This is a genomic window from Streptomyces sp. NPDC004435 (genome assembly GCF_042873895.1).
Taxonomy (GTDB): Bacteria; Actinomycetota; Actinomycetes; order Streptomycetales; family Streptomycetaceae; genus Streptomyces.
The window spans coordinates 301,802-316,837 of the sequence record NZ_JBIAMB010000004.1 but is presented as its reverse complement, the minus strand read 5'-3'; the positions used below and the strand labels follow the sequence as shown (position 1 = coordinate 316,837).

Annotated in this window: 8 protein-coding genes; 2 read left to right on the top strand and 6 right to left on the bottom strand. The window is 74.7% G+C overall.

Annotated elements, in window-relative coordinates; all coding sequences use genetic code 11:
- Positions 1-33: 33 nt before the first annotated feature.
- The 5 genes from ACFYT9_RS09425 to ACFYT9_RS09405 form a co-directional block, all read right to left on the bottom strand.
- Positions 34-1,698, bottom strand: coding sequence for a succinic semialdehyde dehydrogenase (locus tag ACFYT9_RS09425; RefSeq protein WP_389161968.1), 1,665 nt, complete (start codon positions 1,696-1,698; stop codon positions 34-36).
- A gap of 245 nt (positions 1,699-1,943) precedes the next feature.
- A complete protein-coding gene (locus ACFYT9_RS09420; protein WP_387279701.1) occupies positions 1,944-3,674 on the bottom strand; it encodes a protein kinase in 1,731 nt (576 codons plus the stop codon).
- Between the two features lie 155 nt (positions 3,675-3,829).
- Positions 3,830-7,099 carry a protein kinase gene (locus ACFYT9_RS09415; RefSeq protein WP_389161966.1) on the bottom strand — a complete coding sequence of 1,090 codons (3,270 nt, stop codon included), beginning with the start codon at positions 7,097-7,099 and terminating at the stop codon, positions 3,830-3,832.
- A 55-nt stretch (positions 7,100-7,154) separates the two neighbouring features.
- Positions 7,155-9,539, bottom strand: coding sequence for a protein kinase (locus ACFYT9_RS09410; RefSeq protein ID WP_389161964.1), 2,385 nt, complete (start codon positions 9,537-9,539; stop codon positions 7,155-7,157).
- 197 nt (positions 9,540-9,736) lie between these two features.
- On the bottom strand, positions 9,737-11,443 hold the full coding sequence (locus ACFYT9_RS09405; protein WP_376599718.1) for a glycerol-3-phosphate dehydrogenase/oxidase: 1,707 nt from the start codon (positions 11,441-11,443) through the stop codon (positions 9,737-9,739).
- 302 nt (positions 11,444-11,745) lie between these two features.
- Here ACFYT9_RS09405 and ACFYT9_RS09400 point away from each other — a divergent pair, with 302 nt between their 5' ends.
- Both ACFYT9_RS09400 and ACFYT9_RS09395 read left to right on the top strand, forming a co-directional pair.
- Positions 11,746-12,987 (top strand): nucleotide sugar dehydrogenase, encoded by a 1,242-nt coding sequence (locus tag ACFYT9_RS09400; protein ID WP_389161962.1) that lies wholly within the window; start codon positions 11,746-11,748, stop codon positions 12,985-12,987.
- Positions 12,988-13,160: 173 nt separating this feature from the next.
- Entirely contained in the window at positions 13,161-13,784 is a 624-nt protein-coding gene (locus tag ACFYT9_RS09395) for a hypothetical protein (protein ID WP_387279693.1), read from the top strand.
- Between the two features lie 76 nt (positions 13,785-13,860).
- Here ACFYT9_RS09395 and ACFYT9_RS09390 read toward each other — a convergent pair whose 3' ends face one another.
- The gene (locus ACFYT9_RS09390) at positions 13,861-14,985 is read right to left on the bottom strand and encodes a GuaB3 family IMP dehydrogenase-related protein (RefSeq protein WP_376599565.1); all 1,125 of its coding nucleotides are present in this window, start codon (positions 14,983-14,985) and stop codon (positions 13,861-13,863) included.
- Between the last annotated feature and the right edge of the window lie 51 nt (positions 14,986-15,036).

Below are 15,036 nucleotides of genomic sequence, written 5' to 3'. Positions count from 1 at the left end.
GGGCGGGAACGGACAGGGCGGGCGGGCCGCGCGTCAGCTCAGACGCAGGGCCTTCAGCGCCCTCAGGGAGAGGGTCATCACCTTCGCGTACGTCTCGTCGTCCATCCCGAAGGAGGGCGCGAGCGGCATCAGGCGCTGCTGGGCGACGGTCTGCGCCTCGGTGTACTTGAGGATGCCCTCGGAGCCGTGGCGGCGGCCGAGGCCCGAGTCCTTCATGCCGCCCATCGGGGCGCGGACGCTGCCGTACGCGGGCGAGTACCCCTCGTTGATGTTGACCGTGCCGGTGCGCAGCCGGGCGGCGACGGCGTGGCCGCGGCGCGCGTCCCTGGTCCAGACGGAGGAGTTGAGACCGTACGGGGTGCCGTTGGCCCGGTCGACGACCTCCTCCTCGTCGGTGAAGCGGTAGATCGAGACGACCGGTCCGAAGGTCTCCTCGGTGCACACGGACATCGGGGCCTCGACGCCTTCGAGGATCGTCGGCTCGTAGAAGAGCGGGCCGATGTCGGGGCGGGCGACGCCGCCGGCGACGAGCCGGGCGCCCTTGGCCACCGCCTCGTCGACGTGCCGGACGACGGTCTCCAGCTGGCGCTCGCCGACGAGGGAGCCCATGTCGGAGCCGTACGCGAGGGAGTTGCCGAGCCGCATGGCCTTGGTGCGGGCGGCGAAGCGCTCGACGAAGGCATCGGCGATCGACTCGTGGACGTACAGGCGCTCGATGGAGATGCAGAGCTGGCCGGCGGAGGAGAAGCAGGCGCGGGCGGCGCCGGCGGCGGCCTTCTCGACGTCGGCGTCCTCCAGCACGAGCATGGCGTTCTTGCCGCCGAGTTCGAGGGTGACGCCGACGAGGCGGGCGGCGGCGCCCTGGGCGATCTCGCGGCCGGTGCGGGTGGAGCCGGTGAAGGAGACGTAGTCGGCGTGGCGGACGACCTCGGGGCCGACGACCGGGCCCTCGCCGAGCACGATCTGGAAGACCTCGGCGGGCAGACCGGCCTCGATGAGCAGGTCACGGGCCCAGAGCGCGGTGAGCGCGGTCTCGGTGTCGGGCTTCATGACGACGGCGTTGCCGGCCACGAAGGCGGGCAGGGCGTCGCCCGCGGAGAGTTCGAGGGGGTAGTTCCAGGGGGAGATCTGGCCGACGACCCCGCGCGCCTGACGCAGCTCGGTGACCTTGGTGAGGGTCGGGACGACCCCGGTGTGGCGCTTGGGGCGCAGGTACGAGGGCGCCTTGCGGCCGTAGTGGCGGGCGGCGAGGGCGACCGCCAGGACCTCCTCGTGGGCGTGCAGCCGGGCCTTGCCGGTCTCCAGCTGGATGAGGTCGAGGACCTCGGACTGGCGGGCGAGGACGAGGTCGTGGAAGCGGAGCAGGACGGCGGCGCGGGCCCGGACGGGCGTGGCGGCCCAGGCGGCCTGGGCGGCGCGGGCGCGCGCGAACGCCTCGGTGACGTCCTCGGGGGTGGCCTCGGGCAGGTCCGCCAGCTTCTCCCCGGTGAAGGGGGTGTGGTTGGCGGTGCGGCCGGAGCCGACGACGCCACGGGTGAGCCGGGCGACCAGCTCGGGCGTCACGACGTCGGCGGCGGTCCGGGCGCCGACCGGAGCGGGCGCGACCGGGTTGGTCGCGCCGGCCGGGGCGGCGGTGCGGGCCGCCTGCGCGGCGTCGGCGGGAACCGTGGGGGCGGCCGTGGCCTGCGAGTCCGTCATGCGCCCGAGCGTAAGCGCCGTTCCGGTCTTTGGGTACCCGTCGGTAACGCGTTTTCACCCCCCGCACACATCACGCCAGTGATCACTGGCACATAAGCCCTGATCAGGGGCTTACGGCCGGCAGGGAGGCACGGGGAAGATTCTTCCGGCACCCGGCGGGCGCCACGGCGGGTGCCGCGACGGGTGCCGTGGCGGGTCTCGCGACAGGGGCTTTGGCGGGTGCCGTGGCGGGTGTCGCGACGACGTCAGGAGGCGGGCGGCTGCCAGTGCTGGAGGACGATGTCGAACTGCTGCCGGGTCGTGTCCCAGCTCGACTCCGGCGAGGTCATGTAGATCGCGTACTCGGTGCCGTTCGCGTCGAAGTACATCTGGTCGATCGCGTGCCGGGGGCCGGGGAAGTTCTGCTTCTCGGTCCAGGTGAACTCCCAGCTCGCGGACTTGATCTGGTCGCGGTAGGTGTTCTGGTTCAGCCACACCCGCCGGTAGTCCATCCGCTTCTGGAGCGCCTTCTCCAGGTCCAGGAGGTGCATGTACGGGTTCTCGAAGTCGGGGCTGGGGTCGATGCTGATCCGCAGGCGGTGGCGGCCGCCGTCCGGGGTGTAGTCGATGTTGGCGGAGCCGTCCGTCTGGCGCTTCCAGCCGTCCGGAACGACCAGGCTGAAGCCCGCCGGATCCTCGACCCGGTGCCAGCCCTCCGGCACTCCGTCCGCCACCGCTTCCTTGCCGTCGGTGGGGGTGGGACCGGCGGTGGCGCTGGTGGTCGGGCCGGGGCCGGGCGTGCCGCCCCCGCCGCCGTAGTGCATCACCGCGAAGACGGCGCCGCCCGCGAGGACGGCGGCGAGCACCGCGGTGAGGACGGCGGAGCGCCGGCGCCCCTTCCCGGACGCCTCGGAAGACGGCGCGGCGGGCACCACGGTGGGCGCGGAGGGCGTCGCCGGGGCGGGCCGCTGGGTGGCGGAGGACTGCGCCGGGGTGGGCCACTCGACCGTACGCGGGGTCTGCGGCGACACCGGCGTCGGCGCCTCCCCGGAGGCACCCGGTCCGAAGGCACCCGGCCCGGAAGCACCCGGCCCGGAGGAGGTGCTCACCGTGTCGACGTCCATCCGCTGCGTCGGCACGTACGCCTGGGCGGCCTCCGGGCTGCGGCCCTCCATCGCGTCGAGCAGCATCCGCTCGGCCTCGTCCACGCGCGGCCGCTGGTCCGGGTCCTTGCGGAGCAGCGCCACGATGACGGAGGCGAGCGGTCCGGCGTTCTCCGGGTACGGCGGCTCCTCGCCGACGACGGCCTGCATGGTGCTGATCGGGGAGGTGCGGCGGAACGGCGAGGAGCCCTCGACCGCCGTGTACAGGGTGGCGCCGAGCGACCAGAGGTCGGAGGCGGGGCCCGGGTCGCCGCCCCGTACCCGCTCGGGCGCCAGATAGTCGATCGAGCCGACGAGTTCGCCGGTCCGGGTGATGGTGGAGTCGCCCTCGATCGCCGCGATGCCGAAGTCGGTGATGAGCACCCGCCCGTCGCGGGCGAGCAGGACGTTGCCGGGCTTCACGTCCCGGTGGAGCACGCCGGCCGCGTGCGCGGCGCGCAGCGCGCCGACGACGTGCAGCCCGACCCGGGCCGCCTCGCGGGGCTCGATCGTCCCGGCCTCCTTGACGGCGTCCGCGAGCGAGGGACCGTCGACGAACTGCATGACGATCCAGGGCCGGTCGTCGTGTTCGAGGACGTCGTGGACGGTCACCACCCCGGGGTGGGAGATCCGGGCGGCGGCCCGGGCCTCCTTCTGGGTGCGGGCGTGCAGCACCAGGCGGTCCGCCTCCGCGACGAACCGACCCGCCGTCAGCTCCTTCACCGCCACCACGCGGTGCAGCACCTCGTCGTGCGCGCGCCAGACCTTGCCCATGCCGCCGCGCCCGATGGACTCGCCGAGCCGGTACCGCCCGGCGAGCAGCAGCCCCGCTCCTGTGCCCTGAGAGTGTTCCACGTGCCCCCGCCCCGTTGCTTCCGATGCCAGGTTACGGATGAGGGGACGGCGGACGGAACCGCGGGGCCCTCAAAGGAACCTCACTGTGACCGCCGAGGGCCCCCGAAGGGGGCGCGAACGGCACCGGCGGGCGTACGAGGGGGGCGCGAACGGCTTCAGCGGCCCGCGCGGAAGCCCTTCACGGCCTCGTCGTAGACCTCCGAGACCTTCTCCCGCTCGCTCTCCGGGCCGATCACCTGGACCACGTGGTAGCGCCCGCCGTCGATCAGGGCGAGGTTGCGGACGAAGACCTCCCGGCCGGTGCTGTCCAGCCAGGTGTAGTGCCCCTCGGCGGTGGGCGTGCGTCCGATGTCCACCCGCCGGGCCTTCACCAGCTGGGACCAGCTGGACTGCCGGTAGGGCTCCAGCTCGCGCTCCTTGGAGTTCTGGTACTCCAGCGGGTCCGAGCCGTGGTCCTGGACGCTGTCCCGGCCCGGCACGACGATCATCGTGAAGTCGCCGCCGGTGTAGCGGACTTGCCCCGCGTCGTTGATGGGGCTGCGCCGCCAGTCGCGCGGCACGCCGATCCGGAAGCCCTCCGGGTCCTCGCGCAGCACGTAACCGGCGGCCAGGGCGGGACCGGTGGCGGGCGCGGTGGTGGTGGGCGCGGGCCGGCTCGACGGTGCCGTCGGGGTCGGGGTGGGGGGCGCGGTGGTGGGTGGGGCCGTGGTCGGCGCGGGCGCGGACGGCGGCGTGGTCGCGGAGGGGCGGGCGTCCGCGGGCGCCTCGCCGCCCCTGGGCAGGGCGAAGGCGGCGTACGCGAGAGCGCCGCCGAGCAGGAGGAGGACCAGCATCAGCAGCCGGCGCCCGAGCGACCGCGGCCGCGCCGGGGCGCGCCGGGGCTCGAACTCGGCTTCCTCCTGGTCGTACGCGTACCCCTGCCCGGGCTCGTGGCCCTGCTCGGGAGCGTAGGGCCGCTCCTGTTCGTACGACCGCTGTGATGCGTACGGCCGCTCCGGCTCGTACGACGGCTCTGATGCGTACGGCCGCTCCGGCTCGTACGGCCGCTGTGATGCGTACGGCCCCTCCGGCTCGTACGACAGCTCCGGCTCGTGCGGTTGTTCGGGCTCGTGCGGTCGGTGCGGGGGCTCCGGTTCGTAGGCTCGGGCGGAGCCGTCCTCGTACGCCTCGAAGTGCCGCGGCGGGGGCTGCTCCCCGGGGGCGGGGGCGGGGGCGGGCGGCGGCGCCTGCTCGCGGCGGGGCTCCTTGCCGCGGCGGTGCCGGTGGCGGCCGGAGCCCGCGGCGGCACGGCGGCGGCGCACCAGCTCGCCCCTGCGGCGCAGGATCGGCAGCCGCCGCGCGTCGAACCGGGAGGGGGCGGGCGCGAGGTCCGCCTCCGGCTCCGGCGCGGACCTGACCAGCGACCGCAGCCAGCCCCGCAGCTCCTCGAAGTCCGGGCGCTCGGTGGGGTCCTGGCGCAGCAGCGACTCCACCACCGGGCGCAGCGGGCCGCACTCCTCGGCGAAGGCGGGCGGCTCCGCGCAGACCAGCTGGACCAGCTCGGCCGCGCTGTCCTCGGGGTACGGGGCATGGCCCTGGACCGCCCGGTAGAGCAGGGCGCCGAGCGCCCACAGGTCGGTGGCGGGGCCGATGGGCGGGGCCAGCCGCCAGTTCTCGTGCACGGGGCCGGCCTGTTCGGGCGCCCAGCGCTCGGTGACGGCGCCGACGACCGCGATGCGGGTCTGTCTGGCCCGTTCGGCGGCGAGCCGGGTCGCCGGGCCGCGGTAGCGCTCCGCCGCCGGGCCCGGCTGCTCCGGGACGGTCGTCCCGGTGGACGGCCGGGCCGGACGGGAGGCCTCGGGGGCGGCGGGCGCGTACCCGGCGGGGAGCGCCGGCCTGCCCGAGCCGGGCAGTACGGAGCCGCCACCGGCCGGGACGTGCGGCGCGCCGTCGCGGGAGGCGTGCGGGCCGTCGCTCCAGGTGCCTTTGAGCATCAGCCGGGGCGGGCGCCGGCCGTCGCCGCCCGGCCCGTCCTCGTCGTCCTCGTCGTCGTCCTCGTCCTCCGCCGTCCGCGCCCACCACTGGGGGGCGGGGCCGGGACGGGTGGTCTCCGGGAGCATGGGCGTCCCGGGCTCCGGCCCGGCTTCGGGAGCGGAGGCGGACCCTGCCCCTGAGTCGGACCCGGACTTCGACCCGGCCCCCGCCCCGGACTCGGACCCGGACTCGGACTCGGCGGAGGGGCGCGGGGCCGGGAGGGCGGCCGTGTCGCCGAGGCGCGCGGCGGCGGCGCGGGTGGCCGCGCGGTACGCGGCGATGGCGCCCGCCCTGGCCGCCCGGGGGTCGGCGCTGGGCGGCACCGCCGGGGCCTGCGGCGGGCTCGCGGGGCGGGGAGCGGGCGTCGCCCGGCCGTAGGGGTCGGCACCGTAGGGAACGGGTTCCGGGGCCGGCGGCGGCTCGGGCGCGGCGGTTTCGAGGCCGACGGGCAGCGCGGCGACGCCCTCGGGAGCCGTGTACGCACCGGTCTCGTAGACCTCGGTCCCGTACGTCCCCTCGTGGGTCTCGTAGGTCTCGTAGGTCCCCTCGTGCGTCTCGTACGTCCCCTCGTGGGTCCCGTACGTCCCCTCGTGCGTCTCGTACGTCCCCTCCGCGTACTCTTCCCGCTCCTCGTACGCCTCCTGACCCTCGTACGCCTCCTGCTCCGCGTACGCCTCCTGGCCCTCGTACCCCTCCTGCTCCGCGTACGCCTCGGTCGCCCCGTGGTCCCCGTACTCCCCCTGCCCCTCGTACGGTTCGTGGTTCCCGTACGCCTCGTGGTCCGGCGGGGGCGCGCGGAAGGCGGGGTCCTCGGGGTCGGGGACGGGGGCGTAGCCGCAGAGGGCCTCCTCGGCGGCGCCGGCGGCGAGGCCGGTGAGGAGGACGCGGCCGTCGTCGCAGACCAGGACCGTGCGGGCGGTGATGTTGCGGTGGACCCAGCCGTGGGCGTGGAGGGCGCGCAGGGCGGTGAGGACGTCCGCGGCGATCTCGGCGGCCCGGAACGGGTTGAGCGGGCCCTCGGCGAGCAGGGCGGAGAGGGGGCGGGCGGCGATGTGTTCGCTGACTATCCACAGCGAGCCGGCTTCCGCGAAGACGTCGAAGACCTGGTCGAGTAAGGGGTGGTCGGGGATCTGGGCCGCGGCCTGCGCCGCCTCGATCGCCCGGCGCGCGACCGGCTCGGCCGGTCTGCGGGTGGCACCCCCGCCGCCGTACGGGCCCGCGGGCGCGGGTCCTTCGCCGAGCACCTCGGCGTCCACGATCTCGGGCAGCGGGACCTGACGGACCCGCACCTCCTGACCGCTGTACGTGTCGAAGGCGCGGGTCTCCGCGAGGTCCACGAGGGAGTCGGCGCCGGCGGGCGGCAGCGGCAGGCGGTAGCGCTCAGCGAGCACTCTTCCCGCGTACTCGTCCACGGCGCCTCCCCCTGCGCTTCGGTCGTCCCCCGCCTCTCACGATACGGGGCCCCGGTCAGTCCTTGGGCGTGAACGTGGCGAACGCCGTGTCCCGCAGCGTCCGGCACTCCGCGCCGTCCCACTCGGCGGCCTTGCAGGTGATCATGATCGAGTAGCCGTGCTTCGCGTCGACCTTGAAGCCGCGGTTGAGGACGCGGACCCGCTCGCCCTTCTGGTTCCGCTCGAAGCTCCAGTCGGCGACGGTCGGGTAGCCCTTCCACGACACCGTGTCGATGCCGTGGTGCTTGTAGCCGCTGCTGGTGAGGCGGACCCCGCCGACGGCGGCGAGCCAGGCGGCCTTGGCGTCGTCCTTGGGGCTGCCGTTGAAGTCGACCTGCACGCGCGGGAAGCCGCCCTTCTCGCTCCATATGGCGCCGCCGCTGTACCCGTCTATGGGGCGCATGACGAAGGAGGAGGGCATGCCCATGGAGAAGCGGAAGCGGTCGTTGGTGACCAGCTTGTAGCCGGCCGGGAGCGTGGCGCCGGTGCCGCTGCCGGCGCTCGGCTTGGCGCTGGGGGTGGTGCCGGTCGGATCGGTGGACGGGTCGGGGGAGCCGGTCGAGCCGTCGGTCGCGCCGCCCGTCGCCGCCGCGCCTCCGTCGGCCGCCGCGCCGTCGCCGCCGGGCTGGGCGTCGCCCTGCTGGCCGGGGTCGCTGGGCGAGCCGCTCGCGCCGCCGTCGGTGCCGGCGCCGCCGTTGCCGCCGGCGGTGGCACCGGCCGAGGCGGTGGTGTCGCCGCCCTTGCCCTCGTCGCCCTTGTCGCCGCCGCTCAGGGAGACGGCGAGGATGGTGCCGAGCACGGCGAGGAGGGCGACCGCGGCGATGATGACCAGGGTGCGGCGGGGGACGACGTCGGTCAGCGGGGCGCGGACCGGAGCCGTACGAGGGCCGTCCTGCGGCGACCCGGTCCGGGACGGGCCCGCGCCGGTCGTCGCGCCCTTGCCCTTGGCGCGGTCCTTCGCCTTCGACTCGCCCTTGGCCGCCGCCGCCGCGTTCCGCACGGAGGCGAGGGCGCCCCGCACCCGCTCGGCGGCGGGCTCGGGAGCCTTCGCCGGGTCGGCGGCCGGGACCTGCGGCTCCCGCTCGGGGCGGGTCGGCAGCGGGACGACCCTGGTCACCTCGGGGCCCGGCTCCGGCGTCGGCTCGGGTGCGTCGAGCACGGCGCGCAGCAGCACCCGGGCGCGGGCGTCGTCGAGCCGCTGCGCCGGGTCCTTGGCGAGCAGCCCGTAGATGACCTTCTCCAGCTCGGGGCCCGCGTTCTTCGGCGGGTCGACGGGCTCGGTCATGACGGCGGTGAGAGTCGCGATCGCGGAGCCCTTGTCGTACGGCGGGCAGCCCTCGACCGACGCGTACAGCAGACCGCCCAGCGACCACAGGTCGGCGGCCGGGCCGGGCTTGTGGCCGCGGGCGCGCTCGGGCGAGATGTACGAGGGGGCGCCGACGAGCATGCCGGTGGAGGTGATGGAGGGGTCGCCCTCCACCTGGGCGATGCCGAAGTCGGTGAGGACGACGCGGCCGTCGTCGGAGATGAGGACGTTGGACGGCTTCACGTCGCGGTGCAGGATGCCCTCGCGGTGCGCGGAGCGCAGCACGTCGAGGATGGCGAGGCCGACCTCGGCGGCGCGGCGCGGGGTGAGCACGCCGTCCTCGCGCACCGCGTCGGCGAGCGACTTGCCCTCGATGAGCTCCATGACGATCCAGGGACGGTCGTCCTCGTCGACGACGTCGTAGACGGTCACGGCGCCGTTGTTGCGGATCTTGGCGATGGCCTTGGCCTCGCGCAGGGTCCGGGTGATCAGACGGCGCTTCTCGTCGTCGTCGATGCTGTTGGGGAAGCGGAGTTCCTTGACGGCGACAGTACGGCCCAGCGTCTCGTCGACGGCGCGCCAGACGGTGCCCATGCCGCCGCGTCCGAGGAGGGCGCCGAGCCGGTAGCGGCCGGCGAGCAGCCGGCCCTCGGTCTCGGCGGTGGTGGACGAGGAGCCCTTGCGGAGCCGGTCGGCCGCGGGGCGCTGCCCGTCGCCGTCCCCGGCGCCGAACCCGGCCCGGCCGGTGGACGGCTCGGTCCCCGGGACCCGGTCCCTCGGCGCGTCCGCGCCCGTACCCGCCCGCGCCTCCCGGGCCACGGCGTCCTGGGGCGCGGTGTCCGCGGACACGGCGTCCTGGGGCGTCGCCCGCCGGGGCTCCGTCTTCTGAGGCTCCGTCTTCTGAGGTTCCGTGCCCTCCGGCTCGGCGACCTGGGGCTTTCCGGCCGCGGCGGGCTCCGTGTCCCGCGCCGCACCGTCCCGCTCCGCCTCGCGCGCGGCCGGAACCGTCCCCCGCCCGCCGTCGGTCGCGGCCCCCGCGGCGGCGTCCCGCCGGGGGTCCTTCGCCGTGTCCCGCGACTGCTCCGACTCCGACATGCGTCCCCTCTGCGATCCCTGATCTCCGCCGCGCCCGCCGCACTCCGCACGCTCCGGCAACCCGCCCTGGAAGAGAGCCCATTGTCCCTCACCTCACGGCGGGCGGCGCCCCCGGGTCCAGACTCCGGTATGACGACGCGCCACCGCCACCCCCGGGTTCCCTCCGGTCCCGGACGGCCCGTCAGGCGGAGCCCCCGTCAGATCGGGACGATGTCGGGCGCACCGAGCCTGGCGGCGTCCGCCGTGAGGTCGTCGGGCTGCCGCTGCGACTCGCGCTCCGCCTCGACCCGCTTCTCGTAGTGCTCGATCTCCTTCTCGATCCGGCTCTCGTCCCAGCCGAGGACCGGGGCCATGAGTTCCGCCGCCTCGCGCGCGCTGCGGGTGCCGCGGTCGAAGGTCTCGATGGAGACGCGGGTGCGGCGGGTGAGGACGTCGTCGAGGTGGCGGGCGCCCTCGTGGGAGGCCGCGTAGACGACCTCGGCGCGCAGGTAGTCGTCGGCGGCGGCGAGCGGTTCGCCGAGCGAGGGGTCCTCGGCGACGAGGGCGAGCAGTTCCTCCGTCAGGGAGCCGTAGCGGTTGAGGAGGTGCTCCACGCGGACGACGTGGAGGCCGGTGCGGGCGGCGATCCTCGCCCGCGCGTTCCACAGCGCCCGGTAGCCCTCGGCGCCGATCAGCGGGGTGTCCTCGGTGACGCAGGGGGCGACCCGCTGGTCGAGGGCGTGCACGGCCTCGTCGACGGCGTCCTTCGCCATCACCCGGTAGGTCGTGTACTTGCCGCCGGCGACGACGACGAGGCCGGGCACCGGGTGGGCGACGGTGTGCTCGCGGGAGAGCTTGCTGGTGGCGTCGGACTCGCCGGCGAGCAGCGGGCGCAGGCCGGCGTAGACGCCCTGGACGTCGTCGCGGGACAGCGGGGTGGCGAGCACCGTGTTGACGTGTTCGAGGAGGTAGTCGATGTCGGCGCTGGAGGCTGCGGGGTGGGCCTTGTCGAGGTCCCAGTCGGTGTCGGTGGTGCCGACGATCCAGTGCCGTCCCCAGGGGATGACGAAGAGGACGGACTTCTCGGTGCGCAGGATGAGGCCGGTGGTGGAGTGGATCCGGTCCTTGGGGACGACGAGGTGGATGCCCTTGGAGGCGCGGACGTGGAACTGGCCGCGCTCGCCGATGAGGGCCTGGGTGTCGTCGGTCCACACCCCGGTGGCGTTGACGATCTGCTTGGCCCGGACGACGTACTCGCCGCCGGTCTCGACGTCCTGGACGCGGGCGCCGACGACCCGCTCGCCCTCCCGGAGGAAGCCGACGACGCGGGCGCGTCCCGCGGCGAGCGCGCCGTAGGAGGCGGCGGTGCGGACGAGGGTGAGGACGAAGCGGGCGTCGTCCATCTGGGCGTCGTAGTACTGGAGGGCGCCGGTGAGGGCGTCCTTGCGCAGGCAGGGGGCGACGCGGAGGGCGCCCTTGCGGCTGAGGTGGCGGTGGACGGGAAGGCCCCGGCCGTGGCCGGAGGAGACGGACATGGCGTCGTACAGGGCGACGCCTGAGCCCGCGTAGAACCGCTCCCAGCCCTGGTGCCGGAGCGGGTAGAGGAAGGGGACCGGCTTCACCAGGTGGGGGGCGAGCCGCTCCAGGAGGAGTCCGCGCTCCTTCAGCGCCTCGCGGACGAGGGCGAAGTCGAGCATCTCCAGATAGCGCAGCCCGCCGTGGATGAGCTTGCTGGAGCGGCTGGAGGTGCCGGAGGCCCAGTCCCGGGCCTCGACGATGCCGGTGGAGAGCCCGCGCGTGACCGCGTCGAGGGCCGTGCCGGCGCCGACCACCCCGCCGCCGACGACGAGCACGTCCAGCTCGCGCTCGGCCATGGCCTCCAGCGCCGCGGTGCGCTCGGCGGGTCCCAGTGTCGCTGTCCTCACGGCTGCCGCCTCCCGTCGTCCTTGCGTCGTCCCTGCGTCCCTGCGTCCCGGCCGCTTCGTCGCTCAGCGGCGAACCGGGCCTCCGTACGGCCCGGCTCATCGTCTCGATTCTGGACCGGTCCGGCGGCATCGGCCACCGCCCCGCACGGACCTGTGGATAACACCCGGTGTGGATAACACTCGGCGACCTTTGATCACGCAATGCCGCATATCGGTCATATTTACTCCTAGTCTGACATTGCATAGGCAGGCTGTTGCGTACGCAACGGACAACGGCTACCGGGAAGGACGGCCCACCCCCCATGCCCGCAGACCTCGCCGTCATCGGCCTCGGCCACCACGGACTCCCCCTCGCCCAGGCCGCGACCGCCGCGGGCATCGCCACCGTCGGCTTCGACACCGACCCCCACCCGGTCGCCGAACTCGCCGCCGGCCGCCCCCCGGTGGACGGCTGCCTCACCGCCTCCGAGATCCGCCGCATGCTCTCCGGCGGCTTCCGGGCCACCACCAGCCCGGCCGAACTCGGCCGGGTCCGCACCGCCGTCGTCTGCGCCCCCACCCCCCTCGGCCCCGACGGCACCCTCGACCTCACCGCCGTCACCGACGCCGCCCGCGCCCTGGCCGCACGGCTCCGCCCGCACACCACCGTGCTCCTGGAGTCCCCCGTCCCGCCCGGCACCACCGAGGGCGTCCTCCGCGAGCTCCTGGAGGACGGCTCGGGCCTGCGGGCCGGCCGCGACTTCCACCTCGCGTACTCCCCCGGCCGCCTCGACCCCGGCAACCGCATCCCCGGCACCGCCGGCACCCCGAAGGTCATCGGCGGCCTCACGCCCGCGTGCACCGAGTCCGCCGCCGCCTTCTACGGCCGCTTCACCGACAAGGTGGTACGCGCGCGTGGCCCCCGCGAGGCCGAGACCGTCAAGCTCCTGGAGACCAACTTCCGGCACGTCAACATCGCCCTCGTCAACGAGATGGCGGTGCTCTGCCACGAACTCGGCGTGGACCTCTGGGACGTGATCCGCTGCGCCGAGACCAAGCCCTTCGGCTTCCAGGCGTTCCGCCCCGGCCCCGGCGTCGGCGGCCACGGCCTCCCCGTCGAACGGCTCGGCACCCACCGCCCGCTCCGCCTCGTCGAACTCGCCGGCCAGGTCAACCAGCGGATGCCGCAGTACGTCGTCCAGCGCGCCGCCGCGCTCCTCAACGAACACGGCAAGTCCGCCCGCGCCGCCCGGGTCCTGCTGCTCGGCATCACGTACAAGCCCGACCTCGCCGACCGCGAGGGCTCCCCCGCCGACGAGATCGCCCACCGTCTGATGGACCTCGGCGCGACGGTCAGCTTCCACGACCCGCACGTCCCCGACTGGCGCGTGCGGGACCTGCCCGTGCCCCGCGCCGACTCCCTCTACGAGGCCGCCGCCCACGCCGACCTGACGATCCTGCTCCAGCACCACCGCGTCTACGACCTCCAGGGCCTCGCGGTGAAGGCGCAGCTCCTCCTCGACACCCGGGGCGCCACCCCGGCCGGCACGGCGCACCGCCTCTGACCACAGCGAACGCCTCGGCGAGCACCACCGCGAACCCCGACCGAAAAGATCCGGCCACGGCCCGCCCCCGCCCCGAGCACTCGGTAACGGGTGGGCCACTGTCCGAACGGACTGCTAGTCTCCGGCCCTCTCGATCGCACAACCGTGCGCCATCCACCGTAGGGGGACCCGTCATGAGCCAGCCCGTTCCGCCGCCCGGCAACCCGTACGCCGAGGGCACGCCCGGCCAGCAGCCGGCCGGCCAGAACCCCTACGGCCAGAACCCGTACGGTCAGCCCCCCGCCGGCCAGCCGCCGGTCGGACAGCCCCCGGTCGGGCAGAACCCCTACGGCCAGGCGCCCGCCGGCCAGAACCCCTTCGGCGCCTACCCGCCGGCGCCCGCCCCCCGCCGGAACAACGTGGGCCTCGGCATCCTCACCGCCGTCGTCGCCGCGCTGGTCACCGCCGGCATCTACGGCGCCATCCTCGGCGGCTTCGAGGCCGAGATCGGCTGGGCCGCCGTCGGCGTCGGCTTCGCGGTCGGCTTCGCCGCCGGCAAGGTCGGCGGCAACAACCCGGTGCTGCCCGTCGTCAGCGCGATCCTCTCGCTCGGCGCGGTCTACCTCGGCCAGCTCGTCGGCATCGCCGTCTTCGTCTCCAAGGAGTTCGGCGCCTCCTTCACCGAGCTCTTCTTCCAGGAGTTCGGGATGCTGACCGAGGCATGGAGCGAGGCCAAGGACCCGCTCACCTTCCTCTTCCTCGCGCTCGGCGCCGTCGCCGCCTTCTCCGGCGCCAAGAAGGCCGGCGCCTCCGACTGACCCGGAGCACGCGCGCGTACGGGAGAGGGCCCCGCACCGACCGGTGCGGGGCCCTCTCCCGTACGTACCGAGAGCGTCAGCGCTTGTGCTGCGCGTCCGCGACGGTGACCTCGACGCGCTGGAACTCCTTGAGCTCGCTGTAGCCCGTGGTGGCCATCGCGCGGCGCAGGGCGCCGAAGAAGTTCATCGAGCCGTCCGGGGTGTGCGACGGACCGGCGAGGATCTCCTCGGTGGTGCCGACGATGCCCAGGTCGACCAGCTTGCCGCGCGGCACGTCCTCGTGGACGGCCTCCATGCCCCAGTGGTGGCCCTTGCCGGGCGCGTCCGTGCCGCGCGCCAGCGGGGAGCCGATCATCACGGCGTCCGCGCCGCAGGCGATGGCCTTGGGCAGGTCGCCGGACCAGCCCACGCCGCCGTCGGCGATGACGTGCACGTACCGGCCGCCGGACTCGTCCATGTAGTCGCGGCGGGCCGCGGCCACGTCGGCGACGGCGGTCGCCATCGGGACCTGGATGCCGAGGACGTTGCGGGTGGTGTGCGCGGCGCCGCCGCCGAAGCCGACCAGGACGCCCGCGGCGCCGGTCCGCATCAGGTGCAGGGCGGCGGTGTACGTGGCGCAGCCGCCGACGATGACCGGGACGTCCAGCTCGTAGATGAACTGCTTCAGGTTGAGCGGCTCGGCCGCGCCGGAGACGTGCTCGGCGGAGACCGTGGTGCCGCGGATGACGAAGATGTCCACGCCCGCGTCGACGACGGCCTTGGAGAACTGGGCGGTGCGCTGCGGGGAGAGCGCGGCGGCGGTGACGACGCCGGAGTCGCGCACCTCCTTGATGCGCTGCCCGATCAGCTCCTCCTTGATCGGAGCGGCGTAGATCTCCTGCAGACGGCGGGTCGCGGTGGCCTCGTCCAGCTCGGCGATCTCGTCGAGCAGCGGCTGCGGGTCCTCGTACCGGGTCCACAGACCTTCGAGGTTCAGGACGCCCAGGCCGCCGAGCTCGCCGATCCGGATGGCGGTCTGCGGGGAGACGACCGAGTCCATGGGGGCGGCCAGGAAGGGCAGCTCGAAGCGGTAGGCGTCGATCTGCCAGGCGATCGAGACCTCCTTCGGGTCCCGGGTGCGCCGGCTCGGTACGACGGCGATGTCGTCGAACGCGTACGCCCTGCGGCCGCGCTTGCCGCGCCCGATCTCGATCTCAGTCACGATGTGTGGCCTTTCCCTCTATGTCTGCGCCTACCAGTATCCCCGACACAC

Bases quoted from the DNA above. Each gene is read 5' to 3' on its own strand.
- ACFYT9_RS09425 (WP_389161968.1), bottom strand. From the start codon at position 1,698: ATGACGGACTCGCAGGCCACGGCCGCCCCCACGGTTCCCGCCGACGCC.
- ACFYT9_RS09410 (WP_389161964.1), bottom strand. From the start codon at position 9,539: ATGTCGGAGTCGGAGCAGTCGCGGGACACGGCGAAGGACCCCCGGCGG.
- ACFYT9_RS09400 (WP_389161962.1), top strand. From the start codon at position 11,746: ATGCCCGCAGACCTCGCCGTCATCGGCCTCGGCCACCACGGACTCCCC.
- ACFYT9_RS09395 (WP_387279693.1), top strand. From the start codon at position 13,161: ATGAGCCAGCCCGTTCCGCCGCCCGGCAACCCGTACGCCGAGGGCACG.